At 55.8% G+C, this 17244-nt stretch carries 16 protein-coding genes and 2 other annotated features (1 of these 18 running past the window's edge); of the genes, 13 read left to right on the top strand and 3 right to left on the bottom strand.

Annotated features, from left to right (window positions below):
* Positions 1-105 (bottom strand) — a sequence feature (23S ribosomal RNA rRNA prediction is too short) (it extends 1742 nt beyond the left edge of the window).
* A gap of 12 nt (positions 106-117) precedes the next feature.
* Positions 118-663, bottom strand: a sequence feature (16S ribosomal RNA rRNA prediction is too short).
* Between the two features lie 502 nt (positions 664-1165).
* On the top strand, positions 1166-2119 hold the full coding sequence (locus JTA15_RS19400; RefSeq protein WP_182268130.1) for a nickel/cobalt transporter: 954 nt from the start codon (positions 1166-1168) through the stop codon (positions 2117-2119).
* 32 nt (positions 2120-2151) lie between these two features.
* Here JTA15_RS19400 and proP read toward each other — a convergent pair whose 3' ends face one another.
* A complete protein-coding gene (gene proP / locus JTA15_RS19395) occupies positions 2152-3654 on the bottom strand; it encodes a glycine betaine/L-proline transporter ProP (RefSeq protein ID WP_219372611.1) in 1503 nt (500 codons plus the stop codon).
* Between the two features lie 650 nt (positions 3655-4304).
* Here proP and kdgT point away from each other — a divergent pair.
* Positions 4305-5297 carry a 2-keto-3-deoxygluconate transporter gene (gene kdgT / locus JTA15_RS19390; RefSeq protein ID WP_014168273.1) on the top strand — a complete coding sequence of 331 codons (993 nt, stop codon included), beginning with the start codon at positions 4305-4307 and terminating at the stop codon, positions 5295-5297.
* A gap of 32 nt (positions 5298-5329) precedes the next feature.
* Here kdgT and JTA15_RS19385 read toward each other — a convergent pair whose 3' ends face one another.
* Positions 5330-6208, bottom strand: a complete 879-nt coding sequence (locus tag JTA15_RS19385; protein ID WP_014168272.1) for a diguanylate cyclase regulator RdcB family protein — start codon at positions 6206-6208, stop codon at positions 5330-5332.
* Positions 6205-8559 (bottom strand): clamp-binding protein CrfC, encoded by a 2355-nt coding sequence (gene crfC / locus JTA15_RS19380; protein ID WP_219372610.1) that lies wholly within the window; start codon positions 8557-8559, stop codon positions 6205-6207. The genes JTA15_RS19385 and crfC overlap by 4 nt, the downstream gene beginning before the upstream one ends.
* A gap of 596 nt (positions 8560-9155) precedes the next feature.
* On the opposite strand from crfC, the gene JTA15_RS19375 reads away from it, so the two are divergent.
* From JTA15_RS19375 to phnK, 11 genes are all read left to right on the top strand, one after another.
* Entirely contained in the window at positions 9156-9491 is a 336-nt protein-coding gene (locus JTA15_RS19375; RefSeq protein WP_020882810.1) for a zinc ribbon domain-containing protein YjdM, read from the top strand.
* Positions 9492-9571: 80 nt separating this feature from the next.
* The gene (yjdN, locus tag JTA15_RS19370) at positions 9572-10009 is read left to right on the top strand and encodes a VOC family metalloprotein YjdN (protein WP_014168269.1); all 438 of its coding nucleotides are present in this window, start codon (positions 9572-9574) and stop codon (positions 10007-10009) included.
* A gap of 136 nt (positions 10010-10145) precedes the next feature.
* A complete protein-coding gene (phnC, locus tag JTA15_RS19365; protein ID WP_014168268.1) occupies positions 10146-10934 on the top strand; it encodes a phosphonate ABC transporter ATP-binding protein in 789 nt (262 codons plus the stop codon).
* A 24-nt stretch (positions 10935-10958) separates the two neighbouring features.
* Positions 10959-11975: a phosphonate ABC transporter substrate-binding protein gene (gene phnD / locus JTA15_RS19360; RefSeq protein ID WP_219372609.1), complete on the top strand. Its 1017-nt coding sequence runs from the start codon at positions 10959-10961 to the stop codon at positions 11973-11975.
* A 52-nt stretch (positions 11976-12027) separates the two neighbouring features.
* Positions 12028-12807 carry a phosphonate ABC transporter, permease protein PhnE gene (phnE, locus tag JTA15_RS19355; RefSeq protein WP_025206369.1) on the top strand — a complete coding sequence of 260 codons (780 nt, stop codon included), beginning with the start codon at positions 12028-12030 and terminating at the stop codon, positions 12805-12807.
* A 20-nt stretch (positions 12808-12827) separates the two neighbouring features.
* Complete coding sequence (phnF, locus tag JTA15_RS19350) at positions 12828-13553, top strand: phosphonate metabolism transcriptional regulator PhnF (protein WP_020882813.1); 726 nt, start codon at positions 12828-12830, stop codon at positions 13551-13553.
* A complete protein-coding gene (gene phnG / locus JTA15_RS19345; protein WP_047355928.1) occupies positions 13554-14006 on the top strand; it encodes a phosphonate C-P lyase system protein PhnG in 453 nt (150 codons plus the stop codon). It begins immediately after the preceding gene.
* Positions 14003-14587, top strand: coding sequence for a phosphonate C-P lyase system protein PhnH (gene phnH, locus JTA15_RS19340; protein WP_014168263.1), 585 nt, complete (start codon positions 14003-14005; stop codon positions 14585-14587). The genes phnG and phnH overlap by 4 nt, the downstream gene beginning before the upstream one ends.
* On the top strand, positions 14587-15651 hold the full coding sequence (locus JTA15_RS19335; RefSeq protein WP_219372608.1) for a carbon-phosphorus lyase complex subunit PhnI: 1065 nt from the start codon (positions 14587-14589) through the stop codon (positions 15649-15651). Before phnH ends, JTA15_RS19335 begins: the two co-directional genes overlap by 1 nt.
* A complete protein-coding gene (phnJ, locus tag JTA15_RS19330; protein ID WP_014168261.1) occupies positions 15644-16489 on the top strand; it encodes an alpha-D-ribose 1-methylphosphonate 5-phosphate C-P-lyase PhnJ in 846 nt (281 codons plus the stop codon). Before JTA15_RS19335 ends, phnJ begins: the two co-directional genes overlap by 8 nt.
* Positions 16486-17241, top strand: coding sequence for a phosphonate C-P lyase system protein PhnK (gene phnK / locus JTA15_RS19325; RefSeq protein WP_044858734.1), 756 nt, complete (start codon positions 16486-16488; stop codon positions 17239-17241). Before phnJ ends, phnK begins: the two co-directional genes overlap by 4 nt.
* The last annotated feature ends 3 nt before the right edge of the window (positions 17242-17244 follow it).

The raw sequence follows: 17244 nt of genomic DNA, 5'->3' as shown, positions 1-17244 counted from the left end.
TACCCCCCTCTACAAGACTCTAGCCTGCCAGTTTCGAATGCAGTTCCCAGGTTGAGCCCGGGGATTTCACATCCGACTTGACAGACCGCCTGCGTGCGCTTTACGCCCAGTAATTCCGATTAACGCTTGCACCCTCCGTATTACCGCGGCTGCTGGCACGGAGTTAGCCGGTGCTTCTTCTGCGGGTAACGTCAATTGCTGCGGTTATTAACCACAACACCTTCCTCCCCGCTGAAAGTACTTTACAACCCGAAGGCCTTCTTCATACACGCGGCATGGCTGCATCAGGCTTGCGCCCATTGTGCAATATTCCCCACTGCTGCCTCCCGTAGGAGTCTGGACCGTGTCTCAGTTCCAGTGTGGCTGGTCATCCTCTCAGACCAGCTAGGGATCGTCGCCTAGGTGAGCCGTTACCCCACCTACTAGCTAATCCCATCTGGGCACATCTGATGGCAAGAGGCCCGAAGGTCCCCCTCTTTGGTCTTGCGACGTTATGCGGTATTAGCTACCGTTTCCAGTAGTTATCCCCCTCCATCAGGCAGTTTCCCAGACATTACTCACCCGTCCGCCACTCGTCACCCGAGAGCAAGCTCTCTGTGCTACCGTTCGACTTGCATGTGTTAGGCCTGCCGCCAGCGTTCAATCTGAGCCATGATCAAACTCTTCAATTTAAGTTTGATGCTCGTGAATTAAACTTCGTAATGAATTACGTATGTTCACTCAGAGACTTGGTATTCATTTAGTGTCCGAAGACATTAAGAATCCATGTCACTTTGAGTGCCCACACAGATTGTCTGATAAATTGTTAAAGAGCAGTTGCGACGCGGCTTACAGCTCACCGTCGCGAGGTGGCGTATATTACGCTTTCCTCTTTCAGAGTCAACCCTGAAGTTCAGGATTTTTTTCTCTTCAACCGACCGGGTTATCTGTGAAGTGATTCACATCTGCCGTGTCGATGGAGGCGCATTATAGGGAGTTCTCTGCAGGCCGCAACCTAAAAGTTGCAAAAAGATGACTGACTGCTGTATTCCCCAGCAAAACCCCGCTTTATACCCTTTTACGCACAGACTTATCCACAATTGAGGCGGGATCTCTGTGCGATCCTACGGATTAACAGGCAAGATCAACTATACTAGCGACAAATATTCCCCCACCAGGCCACCCCATGACCACACAACAACTGACTCGTGACTGGCGTCTTCCTACAGCAGGCATCATGTTGCTGGCGATCCTCTTAGCCGGGTTTACCCTGCATACGCACTGGAACACCTTTCTTCAGTGGTGCCTTGCCACGCAAATTACCCTGCACCGTTATCTGGTGATGTACCTGCTCCAGCTTAACAACCACCAGTACAGCGGCGGGTTATGGCTATTAACCGGCGCCTTCTTCTATGGCGTGTTGCATGCCATCGGGCCGGGGCATGGGAAATTCATTGTGACGACCTACCTCACGACAAATAAAGAAAGCGAACGGGCCGCCCGGGTCGTTCCTTTTCTTGGCAGCCTGATGCAGGGCGTCAGCGCCATTCTCTTTGTCTTTATTCTGGCGGTAGGGTTTAACCTCGCATCGGGGGATATCAGTACCAGCCGCTGGTACGTCGAGAAGATCAGCGCGGTGCTCATCGGTGCATTTGGTGTATTTGTCATTTACCAGGCGCTGAAAAGCCTGCGGCCTCGCCGGATGGCTATCTCAGCCATCATGCCCCTTCATCAGCATAATGAACACTGTGGTTGTGGTCATCACGGTGTAGGTGCAGACCTGGCGCAAGGCGACTGGAAAACCCGGTTGGGCGTCATACTGGCGATTGGTGCGCGCCCGTGCAGCGGGGCGATCATGATCCTGATGTTTTCAAATGCGCTGGGTATTGTTACCTGGGGGATGGCCGCGGTCATGACCATGTCGCTGGGAACGGCGTTGTCGATTATGGGCCTGTCACTGGCGGTACGTTATGCCCGAGAGCGGACGGTGGCCTGGTTTGGCGGCGGGGCTTCACTCAGCTGGCTGGTCCCGGTCTTTAAAATAGCCGGAGGGATAGTCCTGATCCTGTTCGCGACCGTGCTGTTCCTGACGGTACTCCCCATCAGCGCCAATGGCGATTACATCGCTGCAGGCTGCTAATAAAAGAAAACCCGCCAGCGGCGGGTTTTTTATTACTCGTTGATTCGTGGATGCTGGTCCACCAGGCGGGAGCGTTTTTGCTGCAGCTCTTCAATCTCTGCATCAATGTCTTCAATCTTCTGCTCTACATTATCGTAGTGTTCGCGCAGGATCTCTTTCGCTTCCTGGATATCAGACGCCGCAGGCGTGGCCCCTTTAAGAGGACGATTCGCCGTCTCCTTCATGGTAATACCGGTAATCAAACCAATCACCGCGATAACCATCAGGTAATAAGCCGGCATCATCAGGTTCTGCGTACTTTCCACCAGAGAGGCGGCAAGCGTCGGGGTCAGACCGGCAATCAGCACCGAGATGTTAAAGGCAGCCGCCAGCGCACTGTACCGAATGTGTGTCGGGAACATCGCAGGCAGCGTCGAGGCCATCACCCCGATAAAGCAGTTAAGGATCACCGCCAGCATCAGCAGACCGGCAAAAATCAGACCCAGCACATTACTGTTAATCAGAATAAAGGCCGGGATTGCCAGGGCAAACAGCGCGACACTCCCCAGAATAATGAACGGTCGACGGCCAAAGCGGTCGCTCAACAGCCCCATAATCGGCTGCACAAACAGCATACCCACCATGATGGCGATGATAATCAGCACACCGTGGTCTTCTGAATAGTGCAGGTTATGCGACAGATAGCTCGGCATGTAGGTCAACAACATGTAGTAGGTCACGTTCGTGGAGATGACCAGACCAATACAGGTCAGCAGGCTGCGCCAGTGCTTCGTCGCAATCTCTTTAAAGGAGACTTTCGGGCCATCCTGCAGCCCTTCGCGGTCGCCCTGCTCCAGCTTCTCAACGTGCTGCTGGAACGCCGGCGTTTCTTCAAGAGCATGACGCAGGTAAAGACCGATAATCCCTAACGGCAGCGCCAGGAAGAACGGAATACGCCAGCCCCAGGAGAGGAAGTTCTCTTCACCGACGACGGTAGAAATCAGCACCACCACGCCCGCCCCCAGGACAAACCCGGCAATCGAGCCGAAGTCCAGCCAGCTTCCCATAAAGCCGCGCTTACGGTCCGGGGAATACTCTGCGACAAAGATAGAGGCACCCGTATACTCACCGCCTACGGAGAAGCCCTGGGCCATCTTACAAAGCAGCAGCAGAATCGGAGCCCAAATGCCGATGCTGGCATAGGACGGTATCAGGCCGATACAGAACGTACTGATCGACATAATGACAATGGTGATAGCAAGGATCTTCTGGCGACCATATTTATCGCCAAGCATACCGAAGAACAGACCACCCAGCGGGCGAATCAGGAAGGGGACGGAGAACGTACCCAGCGCGGCAATCATCTGCAGACTGGGGTCGGCGCCGGGGAAGAACACTTTACCTAACGCATAGGCCACAAAGCCGTAAACACCAAAATCGAACCATTCCATCGCATTACCCAGCGAGGCGGCGGTGATCGCTTTGCGCAGTTTGGTATCATCAATAATGGTGACGTCGCGAAGCGTGATGGGTTTGATTTTTTTCCTTCTGAGCATAGCTATCCTCGTAGACTCGGCCCTGTCCGTTTCACAGTCCCGTATGTGATCTGTGAACCATGGGATCCGCTCCATGCGAATCGCCTTATTCAAGCGTAGCAGGTTTACTTACATTGACGTTTTACGTCGATACAACCGAACCTGTTGACGCCTGCCTGGGCAGTTAATGACCTTTTTACCCTACCAGCGTTTATATTTGTGATCAACTTCACACATATATTTATGTTACGTCAGCTGGCTGCAGTTTTTGTCAATTAGCGCAAATCTGCACGTTCTCAATCGCCATAAAAACACATCCTCACACACGTCATTATTTCCCGGACAACGGAAAATGAAACCCCATTACTTCACATCAGATTTACATAAATTCTAACCCTCCGACGCGCGTTTAAAACGTTTACGTCAATATGTGATGCAGATAACTAAAACACTGTTTTATTTTCATTGAATCATCATTCCAATGATCGCATGATAATTCCGAACACCACGTTCCCGGTGCTGTGGCACCGCGTTTACCAGGATCGCTTTTTTAGTTTTATTGCATGGGTAATGACGCCATCGACCCCAGAGACATTCAATTCATTGAATTTATTGATTTATTTTTTTTGTTTTTGCCGCCCGCCATGCGGGATACGATTTGAGGGTTATCTATGAAGATTAAAGCCACGATTGAACGCATACCGGGCGGTATGATGCTGGTTCCGCTTGTACTGGGCGCTATCCTGAATACCCTGGCTCCTGAAACCGGCGCTTATTTTGGCGGGTTCACAAAAGGGATGATTACGGGCACCGTTCCCATTCTGGCCGTCTGGTTCTTTTGTATCGGCGCATCAATTAATTTACGGGCAACAGGCACCGTATTACGGAAATCCGGCACGCTGGTGATTACGAAAATTGCCGTGGCCTGGGTAGTGGCAATGATCTGTGCGATGTTCATTCCGGAGAATGGAATTCAGACCGGATTCTTCGCCGGATTATCGGTTCTGGCAATTGTCTCTGCGATGGATATGACCAACGGCGGTTTGTATGCCAGCCTGATGAACCAGTACGGCACCAAAGAAGAGTCAGGTGCATTTGTCCTGATGTCTCTGGAGTCCGGCCCGCTGATGACCATGCTGATTCTGGGCTCTGCTGGCCTGGCGTCCTTTGAACCCCACCACTTTATCGGCGCGATCCTGCCCTTCCTGATCGGTTTTGCTCTGGGTAACCTGGATCACGATCTGCGTGATTTCTTCAGCAAAGCCACGCCGGTGCTGATCCCGTTCTTCGGTTTTGCGCTGGGTAACACCATCAACCTGAATGTCATCCTCGATACGGGTCTGCTGGGTATCGTGCTGGGCGTGGCGGTTATCATCATCACCGGTATTCCGCTGATTATTGCCGACCGGGTCATTGGGGGAGGAAACGGAACGGCGGGGATCGCCGCCTCTTCAGCCGCAGGTGCAGCCGTGGCCAACCCGGTGATCATTGCGCAGATTAATCCGGCTTTTGAACCGGTGGCCGCGTCCGCGACGGCACTGGTTGCAGCCAGCGTGATTGTGACCGCGATTCTGGTTCCCATCATCACCGCACTGTACGCAAAACGCGTCGGACATGTTGCTGAGGTTCAGACAGAGCCTAAGCCTGTTGAAACACACCACTAACCGGTGCTCCCCCTCCCGGTGAGAGGGGGATTTCAGCCACCAAAAATCTCTTCCACCATCCCATCCACAAGCCGTTTTGCCGAGCACAGCCTCGGCATACCCAGCGCGACAGTGTGCCAGCTTTGCGTCACCGACCAGCTCACCGGATGGTTATCCGCCTGACACCAGTCGCCCAGCCAGCCGAGCATGTCTTTATGATCTATCAGTCCCGGCGACGCGGGCGTTGTCAGCCACTGATGGTAGAAATGGCGGGTGGAAGGAGAAGCGTTGATGCCCTGCGCAAGATAGTTTGCCGCCATACTGCGTAAGTTATCCTTGAGCATCGCCGCCACGTCTTCATTCGCCAGGCGACAGGCATCACCAAATGCACCCCAGCGCAGCTCTTCCAGGACGACATAGCAACGCCCGGCCAGCGACCAGCCATCGTAGTGGCCGGCTCGCCAGCGGGTAAAAATTTGTTCACTGTGCTCACCCGCCTGCACCGTCAGTCCACGCTGGGAGAGCGCCTTCTCTTTATAGGCGGCTCGTTGCGTAAAATGAGCGGAAAGCTCAGCGTACTGCTGAATCAGGCCGGGCGATTGCTGGGCCCGCGGGTTAGTCTGCTGACGCAGCGCAATCAATTTGTCTGCCATCAGCGTCAGCGCAAGGTGCCCGGGGTCAAGCATACCGGCCAGCTTTTCCGCCAGCCCCAGGCGCAGCGCCGCATTTTCATTAAGCATACCCGCCATCGCCCAGGGCCGTAGCCGGGTATGCGTCATGATCTCCTGGGTCAAACGCTCACGAAACTGCAGCTGTTGTGGTCCCGGGTGGGGATGACGCGCCGCGTCCACCCCCTGAACCAGATCGACCATAAATTTTGGATGAATACACTCCAGCGTTCGCCCGGGGCCGTCCAGTAGTTGTGTTGTCATGGTTGTTCTGCCGCGAATAGGGTTTGAATATCATCGCGTAACAGTCGGGTATCTTCCTGTATCCACGTCGCAGTCGTGATACTTTGCTTTAACAGCTGGCTGAGCGCTCGGGTCGAATGCTCATTTTGCTGACGTACTGCGAGGCTATCACGCAAACTTTCCTGTAACCCGGTCAGGCATAACGAAAATTCCGCAAAGAACGTTGCCATCCCCGCCGTAACAGAGACATCGACCTGGGCGGTCAAAGCTTTACGGATTTGTTCACAGAACTGATCGATATGCTGCTTAAATTTTTCATTCAGCTGTTCAATATCAATGACATAGCGTGTGCGTGCGACAACATAATCTTCCCAGCCCCAGCCCGGGTTATTCAGCCAGCGAGAGACGGTTTCACGCATGCTCGTCGCGCCCGCTGGCTGGCCTGCCGGGCGGTGATCCTGCGCAATGGCATCGTTAAACAGCGCCCGGGTGTTGAAGTTAAGTTGATGTGCCTGAAACGCCGGGAAGCTTATCCGCGCGCGAAAACCCGCATGGCTGAGTTGTTCTTTAATACGCGTTTCGATTGGCCGCATGGCTTCATTCAGCGAGCGCGCCAGCGTCGACTCCAGTTGATCGAAGCGTAACGCCAGCTCCCGGCCGATCTTCGTCTGCGCATCCAGCATGATCAGCTCGCAGGAGGAGCGGATTTTACTCAGCGCAATTTGCGCCTGCCCTTCATCATCCAGTACCAGCTGTTTCAGCGCCTGCGGCTCGTCACGGCGAAGATCCCGCGGTTCGATGCCAGCCAGGTCGAGAACAGAACGGGCGCTAAACACATGGCTAATCGCCTGCTGGAGTGAAGTATTCTGCGACATCATAAAGTCAGCGGTGGCGTTAAGCGCCTGCTCCACTTCATGCTTCACTTCGTCGCTCACCACGCGCTGACGCTTATGCAGCAGGGCCATGTCCTCTTCCAGGCGCGCGATATTCAATTCCAGCGCCTCAAAAGCGACCGTCAGCCCCTGGTAGCGGAAGTCGAGGTATTCCCGGGCATTTTGGGCGTAGTTAAGCAGCTTATGCGACGCCGAACGCAGAGCGAAGAGCGATGCATTGGCATAGGCGGCATAAATAAGCTTGCGGATCGGCTGTTCAAATAACGAATCTTCCCACAGCAAATCGGCAGCATGACGAATATGGTCGATGTCGTCCAAATCCTCCGTACGCCAGCGGCGTCCCAGCGCGGCTTCGGCGAAATCCTGAACCCAGCGCTGCTCCTTGTGATCCGGTAGCTGACCGTGGGTAGTCATCTCATAACGGGCGCGGTTCGCCAGATACGCCCACATCGACGAAACGGGATAAATTTGCCCCGGCGAAATATTCCCTTTCATTAGGGTGCCGGAGATCATCGCTTTAACCTGTTCTTCATCGTCGCTGTTACGGTCTTTCTGATCGAATTTATTGACCAGCGCATACAGCGGAACCGATTTACCGGCGACTGAAATGGCCTGCCGGACCTCTTGATCGGAAATCGATTTGAGCTGGGTATAATCCATCACCGCCAGCACCGCCGACGCGCGGGATAACTGCTCGCTCAGCATTTTTTGCAGATGCGGTTGCCCGGCCTCATTCGGCCCGGGGGTATCAAGCAGCGTCAGTTGCCCAAGGTGGGCATCCAGACCCGCGAGATGCACAAACTCCACTTCAATCACCGGAATGTGTTCGATGGCCGCATATTCAGAGAACGGAAACTCGACGCCCAACGCCTGTGAGAGCCTCACCAGGTCGTTAAGGCTTTTCAGACAATGAAATATCGGCTGCGCACCAAGGTGATGCTTCTCGAAAGCCTCACCTTTTTCAATTCTTTCCAGCAGCGTAATCATGTCCTTATCAATTTCCAGACGCTGCGCCAGCTTCCCGCGATCGTAATCGCAGAGCTTTTTCTGTAACAGGAGGATTAATTCATCGATAGGAGAGACGTGAGCAAAATGGAGCACCGGTTCTTTCTGACCCGGCGTATGACGGATCAATGTCGGGAGCGCCGTCATCGGTCGGTTGCGGTTCGGCAACACTTCGGTTCCGACAATGGCATTAATGGTGGTCGATTTCCCCGCTTTCATGGTGCCCACAATTGCCAGCACCATTTCCAGACGGGTTATTTTCCGTAATTCATTATTCAGCATAGCCTGCTGGGCTTCGACACCCCGCGCACTAAAATGCAAAGGTAAGACGTTGTTCTTTTCACCCGTAATGGCTGCGGCGGTGCTTTCCAGCTTCGCCGTCGGCATTGATTTCAACGTATCAAGATTTTGCAGGGCGAGCTGTAACAAACGCTCTGCTTCCTGGCTTAATTCAAAAATGGTCTGTGTGTGCATGATAAAAGCCTTTCCTTAACGCAAATTTATTACTTTTATTAAGCCACTGGTTTTAATTATGTTGTTCAGGCTTATATGATCACGTGTGGAAAACATGTTCACCGAAATATAACTGATTGAAGATAATCAGAAATAAATCGCTATCCTTGCATGGCGTGTAAAGCTTCCCCTCTGGCATGACAGCCAAAAGATAAAAGCCTGGCCCATTTTTAAGAAACTTCAGGATATATCATCATTATTTACCCACCTAAAAAGAGAGGTAATGCGTCACCGCCATAAGATATGGATGACGGGGAAGTCAGGAGATAAATAACAATGTGTCGCTTCACCTTATCCGAAATGGAGGTGCGTAGCAATTTGCTGCAATAAAATATTCGATATATTTACTGCCATTTCTTTCCACCGTGTTAATGCCGTAAGCATCGCTTAACTGACTGACAGGAAATGTCACTGGCGACACGCTTTTTGCTTTTTTTTTAAATAGAATATCACCGACAACGGTGTGGATTTGCGTTATACTTGCCCCCTTTTTCGGCACCCAGCCGTCATTTTGCTGGCACTTTCCAGCGTGTTACGCACTTTTTGAGGATACCCTTATGCAACTCCCACACTGCCCGAAATGCAATTCTGAATACACCTATGAAGATAATGGCATGTTCATCTGCCCGGAATGCGCTCACGAATGGAATGACGCCGAGCCGTCGCACGATACTGATACGCTTGTTGTAAAAGATGCGAACGGTAATCTGCTGGCTGATGGCGACAGCGTCACCGTGATTAAAGATTTGAAGGTTAAAGGCAGCTCTTCCATGCTGAAGATCGGCACTAAAGTGAAGAATATCCGTCTGGTAGAAGGCGACCATAATATTGACTGCAAAATTGACGGCTTTGGCCCGATGAAACTGAAATCAGAGTTTGTGAAAAAGAACTGATTTACCCGCCCGGTGGCGCTTCGCTTACCGGGCTGGCGAGAACTACACTTAACGGGCTCTTCTTACGTGAGGTATAGATTATGCCGTTAAGTCCCTACATCTCTTTCGCCGGTAACTGTGCCGAGGCCTCCGCCTTTTATCAGCACGCCGTCGGCGCAGAGCTCCTCTATAAAATCACCTTCGGTGAAATGCCAAAAGGCGACAGCAGCGAAGAAGGCTGTCCGTCTGGCATGCAGTTTCCGGATTCGGCGATCGCCCACTCGAATGTTCGCATTGCGGGCAGCGATATCATGATGAGTGATGGGCAGCCGCCCGGCAGCAAAGCGCAGTATGCCGGGTTCACGCTGGTGCTGGACACCCAGGACGTGGCGGAAGGCAAACGCTGGTTCGACAATCTGGCCGCGGAAGGCCATATCGAAATGGCCTGGCAGGAGACCTTCTGGGCGCACGGTTTCGGTAAAGTCACCGACAAATACGGCGTGCCGTGGATGATTAACGTCGTTAAGCAACAGCAGTGATCTTCTGGCGGTGGGCAGTCTGCCCCCGCCTGTCATCAAACTCCCCTCAACTCTTCAAACTCCCGCAACCGAGACTTAACCCAAATGTCATATTGATGCGCCAGCATGAGGCCACATTTATTGTGAGGCCCAGCATATGCAAACTGTTATCCGCGTCGAGAAACTGAGCAAGACCTTTCATCACAACAAGGCCCTGCATGCCGTTGATCTGACCGTCCAGCAGGGCGAAATGGTGGCGCTCCTGGGGCCATCCGGCTCTGGTAAATCCACCCTTATGCGTCATTTAAGCGGCCTTATCACCTGCGATAAGACCTCAGAAAGCCACGTCGAGCTGCTGGGCAACACCGTGCAACGTGCAGGACGCCTGGCGCGGGATATCCGCAAAAGCCGCGCCCAGACGGGCTATATCTTCCAGCAGTTCAACCTGGTCAATCGCCTGACGGTACTGGAGAACGTGCTGATTGGCGCGCTCGGCAGCACCCCGTTCTGGCGTACCTGTCTGCGCTGGTTCTCCCCCTCTCAAAAGCAGGAAGCGTTGCAGGCGCTGACCCGCGTCGGAATGGCGCATTTCGCCCACCAGCGCGTCTCCACACTTTCCGGTGGACAGCAGCAGCGCGTGGCGATCGCCCGTGCCCTGATGCAAAAAGCGCAAATCATTCTTGCCGATGAACCCATCGCCTCGCTGGACCCGGAATCGGCTCGCATCGTGATGGAAACCCTGCGCGACATCAACCTCAACGACGGCATCACCGTAGTGGTGACGCTGCACCAGGTGGATTACGCCCTGCGCTATTGCGAGCGCATCGTCGCGTTGCGTCAGGGGCATGTGTTCTTTGATGGCCCAAGCCATCAGTTTGATAACGACCGTTTCGACCATCTCTACCGCAGCATTAACCGCGTCGAAGAGAACGCGCAGGCTGCTTAATTAAAACCGATCCGAGGAAAGTACATGAGCTACAAAGCCGTTGCCGCGCTGGCGTTTACCAGCATGTTCAGCATAAGCACTCTGTTAAGCCCTGCGTACGCCCAGGAGCAGGAAAAAGCGCTGAACTTTGGCATTATTTCGACGGAATCACAGCAGAACCTGAAACCTCAGTGGGAACCGTTCCTGAAAGATATGGAAACCAAACTGGGGATCAAAGTGAACGCCTTCTTCGCCCCGGACTATGCGGGCATCATCCAGGGGATGCGCTTTAACAAAGTCGACATCGCCTGGTACGGTAACCTCTCCGCCATGGAAGCGGTGGATCGCGCGAACGGCCAGGTCTTTGCCCAGACCGTTGCCGCGGATGGCTCTCCGGGTTACTGGAGCGTGCTGATCGTCAATAAAGACAGCCCCATCAACAACCTGAACGACATGCTCGCCAAACGTAAAGAGCTGACGTTTGGTAACGGCGATCCCAACTCCACCTCTGGTTTCCTTGTGCCGGGCTATTACGTCTTTGCTAAAAACAACGCCTCTGCCAGCGAGTTTAAGCGCACCGTGAACGCCAGCCATGAAACCAACGCGCTGGCCGTGGCCAATAAGCAGGTGGATGTCGCCACGAATAACACCGAGAACCTCGACAAGCTGAAAACCTCGGCACCGGACAAGCTGAAAGCGCTGAAGGTTATCTGGAAATCCCCTCTGATCCCGGGCGACCCCATTGTCTGGCGCAAAAACCTGTCTGAGGCCACCAAAGACAAGGTGTACGACTTCTTTATGAATTACGGCAAAACGCCGGAAGAAAAAACGGTTCTGGAACGCCTGGGCTGGGCACCTTTCCGCCCGTCAAGCGACCTGCAGCTGGTCCCGATTCGCCAGCTGGCGCTGTTTAAAGAGATGCAGGGCGTGAAGGACAACAAGGGCCTGAAGGAGGAGGAGAAGAGCAGCAAAGTGGCTGCGATTCAGGCTCAGCTCGAAGACCTTGACCGCCTGACCGCGGCGCTCGGCGCCATGAGCAGCGTGAATAAAGCGGTGCAATAACGCTTACCGCCCTCTCCCGGTGGGAGAGGGCATTCAGACCAAAGGGGCACACATGCAAACCATCACCCTCCCACCGCCGAAACGCAGCTGGTTCTCGCTTTTTAGCTGGGCCATTTTGCTTGCGGTGCTCGTTATCTCCTGGCAGGGCGCGGAAATGGATCCGCTGCTGCTGTTTAAAGATGCCGGCAATATGGCCACTTTTGCCGCCGACTTCTTCCCGCCTGATTTCAGCCAGTGGCAGGATTACCTCAGCGAAATGGCGGTCACTCTGCAAATCGCCGTCTGGGGCACCGCCCTGGCCGTCATCCTTTCTGTTCCGTTCGGCCTGATGAGCGCCGAGAACATCGTTCCGTGGTGGATTTACCAGCCGATGCGTCGCCTGATGGACGCCTGCCGCGCCATCAACGAAATGGTCTTTGCCATGCTGTTCGTGGTGGCCGTCGGCCTGGGTCCGTTCGCCGGGGTGATGGCGCTGTTTATTCATACCACCGGCGTGCTCTCCAAGCTGCTCTCCGAAGCGGTGGAAGCTATCGAGCCGGGCCCGGTCGAAGGGATCCGCGCAACGGGCGCCAACAAAATTGAAGAGATTCTCTTCGGCGTACTGCCCCAGGTGATGCCGCTGCTGATCTCCTACTCCCTGTACCGTTTCGAATCCAACGTTCGTTCCGCCACCGTCGTCGGCATGGTGGGCGCAGGCGGTATTGGCGTCACGCTGTGGGAAGCGATTCGCGGGTTCCAGTTCCAGCAAACCTGCGCCCTGATGGTGCTCATTATCATCACCGTCAGCCTGCTGGATTTTATGTCTCAACGTTTGCGTAAGCACTTCATCTGAGAAGCGAGGCTTTGATTTGTATGCACTTATCCAGACATCCGACCAGTTACCCTACCCGCTGGCAAGAGATAGCGGCAAAGCTCGAGGTGGAACTTCGCACCCACTACCGCTGCGGAGACTACCTGCCTGCCGAGCAGCAGCTTGCCGACCGCTATGAAGTGAACCGACACACGCTGCGCCGCGCCATTGATCAGCTGGTCGAGCGCGGCTGGGTGCAGCGCCGTCAGGGCGTCGGCGTGCTGGTGTTGATGCGTCCGTTTGACTATCCGCTCAATGCGCAGGCGCGTTTTAGCCAGAACCTGCTGGATCAGGGCAGCCACCCGACCAGCGAAAAACTGCTGTCGGTGCTGCGCCCGGCCTCAAGCCACGTCGCGGACGCGCTGGGCATTCAGGAGGGCGACAATGTTATCCACCTGCGTACCCTGCGTCGGGTCAACGGCGTGGCGGTGTGCCAGATAGACCACTACTTCGCCGACCTGGCGCTGTGGCCGGTGCTGCAAAATTTCTCCAGCGGCTCGCTGCATGATTTTCTTCAGGATGCCACGGGCATCGCGCTTAAACGTACCCAGACGCGCATCAGCGCCCGCCGCGCGCAGGCCAAAGAGAGCAAAGTGCTGGAGATCCCCAACATGGCTCCGCTGCTCTGCGTTCGCACCCTCAACCACCGTGACGGCGAGATCGACGCGACGGAATACTCCGTCAGCCTGACCCGCGCCGACATGATCGAATTCACCATGGAGCACTGAATGCATTTCGATACCTCCACCCGCCAGCGCTGGATGGGCGTCCTGGCGCACAGCCAGCCCGCAGCGCTTTCGGACCGCATGCAGGCGCTGAATCTGACGCCGGAATATGACCTCATCCGCGCGCCGGAAATCGGTCTGGTGCAGATCCAGGCGCGTATGGGCGGTACCGGTGAGCGCTTCTTCGCCGGCGATGCCACCCTCACCCGCGCAGTGATCCGCCTGAACAGCGGCACGCTGGGCTACAGCTACGTGCTCGGGCGCGACAAACCACACGCCGAACGCTGCGCGGTGATTGACGCCCTGTTACAGGAACACCCTCATTTCCAGACCCTGATGGAAACCCTTATTGCCCCGCTGGAAGCCGACCGTGCCGCACTGATTGCCGCCCGCCAGGCCCAGATAAACACCAGCCGGGTCGACTTCTTTACGCTCGTTCGCGGAGATAACGCATGACGCTTCAACCCGCTTTTACCCTGGCCGTCCAGGATGCCCAACAAAGTTTTCGTCGCCTGCTGAAAGCCATGAGCGAACCGGGCGTCATCGTCTCGCTGCATCAGCTCTCTCAGGGCTGGCTGCCGCTGAATCTGGCGACCACCAGCGTACTGCTGACGCTCGCCGACAACGACACCCCGGTGTGGCTCTCTGGCGCGTTATCGAATGATATCGCCAGCCAGAACCTGCGCTTTCACACCAACGCCCCGCTGGTTGAACAACCCCGGCAGGCGGTGTTTGCCGTGGCCGACGAGCAAATCAGCCACGAGCAGCTTAATGCCCTGAGCGAAGGAAGCGCGGTGGCACCGGAGACCAGTGCCACGCTGATTTTGCAGGTATCAAGCCTGAGCGGTGGCCGCATGCTGCGCCTCACGGGGGCGGGGATTGCCGAAGAGCGCATGGTCGCGCCACAGCTGCCGGAGTGCATCATTCATGAACTGACCGAACGCCCGCACCCGTTCCCGCTCGGTATTGACCTGATCCTCACCTGCGGAGAACGCCTGCTGGCCATCCCTCGTACCACTCATGTGGAGGTGTGCTGATGTACGTTGCCGTCAAAGGGGGCGAGAAAGCTATCGCCGCCGCCCATGCCTTGCAGGCGCACAGACGACGGGGTGATGACGCGCTTCCCGAGCTCAGCGTCACCCAGATTGAGCAGCAGTTCAATCTGGCCGTCGACCGGGTAATGACTGAAGGCGGCGTCGCTGATCGCGAACTGGCGGCGCTGGCGCTGAAACAGGCCAGCGGCGACAACGTCGAAGCCATCTTCCTGCTGCGTGCTTATCGCACCACACTGGCGAAACTGGCAGTGAGCGAACCGATCAATACGGCAGAAATGCGTCTGGAACGTCGTATTTCGGCGGTCTATAAAGACATCCCCGGTGGTCAGCTGCTTGGGCCCACCTATGACTACACCCACCGTCTGCTGGATTTCACCCTGCTGGCGAACGGCGAAACGCCCCAGCTGAGCACCACGGATGCAGAGCAGGTTCCCTCCCCGCACGTTTTTAGCCTGCTGGCGAAACAGGGTCTGGCGAAGGCCGAAGACGATACCGGCGCGCAACCTGACGACATCACCCGCACGCCGCCGGTTTACCCCTGTTCACGCTCGTCGCGCCTGCAGCAGCTGATGCGCGGCGACGAAGGGTATTTACTGGCGCTGGCCTACTCCACCCAGCGTGGCTACGGCCGCAACCATCCGTTCGCGGCGGAGATTCGTAGCGGCTACCTTAACGTCGAGATCGTGCCCGAAGAGCTGGGTTTTGCGGTGAACATCGGCGAACTGCTCATGACCGAATGCGAAATGGTGAATGGATTTGTCGCCCCCGAGAACGAGGCCCCGCATTTTACCCGCGGTTACGGGTTGGTGTTCGGCATGAGTGAGCGCAAGGCGATGGCGATGGCGCTGGTCGACCGTGCCCTGCAGGCACCGGACTACGGCGAAGCGGTCTCCGGCCCGGCGCAGGACGAAGAGTTCGTGCTGGCCCATGCGGATAACGTCGAGGCCGCGGGCTTCGTTTCCCACCTCAAGCTGCCGCACTACGTCGATTTCCAGGCCGAACTGGAACTGCTGAAACGCCTGCAACGGGAGCGCGCACATGACTAACTTAAGCGGCTACAACTTTGCTTATCTGGATGAACAAACTAAACGCATGATCCGTCGCGCCATTTTGAAAGCGGTGGCCATCCCCGGTTATCAGGTGCCGTTCGGCGGCCGCGAAATGCCCATGCCTTACGGCTGGGGTACCGGTGGTATTCAGCTGACCGCCAGCGTCATCGGCGAGTCGGACGTGCTGAAGGTCATCGACCAGGGGGCTGATGACACCACCAACGCCGTGTCGATTCGCCAGTTCTTTCAACGCGTGACGGGCGTCAATACCACCGAAAAAACCGAAGATGCGACGCTGATCCAGACCCGTCACCGCATTCCGGAAACGCCGCTGACGGAAGATCAGATTTTGATTTTTCAGGTGCCTATTCCGGAGCCCCTGCGCTTTATCGAGCCGCGTGAAACGGAAACCCGCACCATGCACGCCCTGGAAGAGTACGGCGTCATGCAGGTGAAGTTGTATGAGGATATCGCCCGCTTCGGCCATATCGCCACAACCTACGCCTATCCGGTCAAGGTCAATGGACGCTACGTGATGGACCCGTCCCCCATCCCCAAATTCGACAACCCGAAGATGGACATGATGCCTGCCCTGCAGCTGTTTGGTGCCGGGCGTGAAAAACGCATCTACGCCGTACCGCCTTACACCCGCGTGGAGAGTCTCGATTTCGACGACCACCCGTTTACGGTGCAGGAGTGGGACGAGCCGTGCGCCATTTGCGGCTCAAAACACAGCTATCTGGACGAAGTGGTGCTGGATGACACGGGCAAACGGATGTTTGTCTGCTCCGACACCGACTTCTGCCGCCAACAGAGCGAGGCGAAAAGCCAATGAAACCGCTGCTTTCGGTTAATAACCTGACCCACCTTTACGCGCCGGGCAAAGGCTTCAGCGGCGTCTCGTTTGAGCTGTGGCCAGGTGAGGTGCTGGGCATTGTCGGCGAGTCCGGCTCGGGCAAAACCACCCTGCTGAAATCTATCTCTGCACGACTGACGCCGCAAAATGGCGACATTTTATATGAGGGCCGGTCGCTGTACGGCATGAGCGAGGCCGAACGCCGTCGCCTGCTGCGCACCGAATGGGGCGTGGTGCATCAACATCCCATGGACGGCCTGCGCCGCCAGGTCTCGGCCGGAGGCAATATCGGTGAAAGGCTGATGGCCACCGGCGCACGCCATTACGGCAACATCCGCGCCACGGCACAGCAATGGCTGAGCGATGTGGAGATCCCCACCTCGCGCATTGATGACCTGCCCACCACCTTCTCCGGCGGTATGCAGCAGCGCCTGCAGATTGCCCGCAATCTCGTCACTCACCCGAAGCTGGTGTTTATGGACGAACCCACCGGTGGGCTGGACGTCTCCGTTCAGGCGCGTCTGCTCGACCTGCTGCGCGGCCTGGTGGTGGAACTGAACCTGGCCGTGGTGATTGTCACCCATGATTTAGGCGTTGCCCGCCTGCTGGCGGACCGTCTTCTGGTGATGAAGCAGGGTCAGGTGGTGGAAAGTGGGCTGACCGACCGCGTACTCGACGATCCCCATCATCCGTACACCCAGCTGCTGGTGTCATCGGTATTGCAGAATTAAGAG

Origin of the sequence: Enterobacter sp. BIDMC 29 (genome assembly GCF_019378755.1) — a bacterium.
In the GTDB taxonomy this organism is placed as follows: domain Bacteria; phylum Pseudomonadota; class Gammaproteobacteria; order Enterobacterales; family Enterobacteriaceae; genus Enterobacter; species Enterobacter ludwigii.
This window is presented reverse-complemented; position numbering and strand designations above follow the sequence as displayed.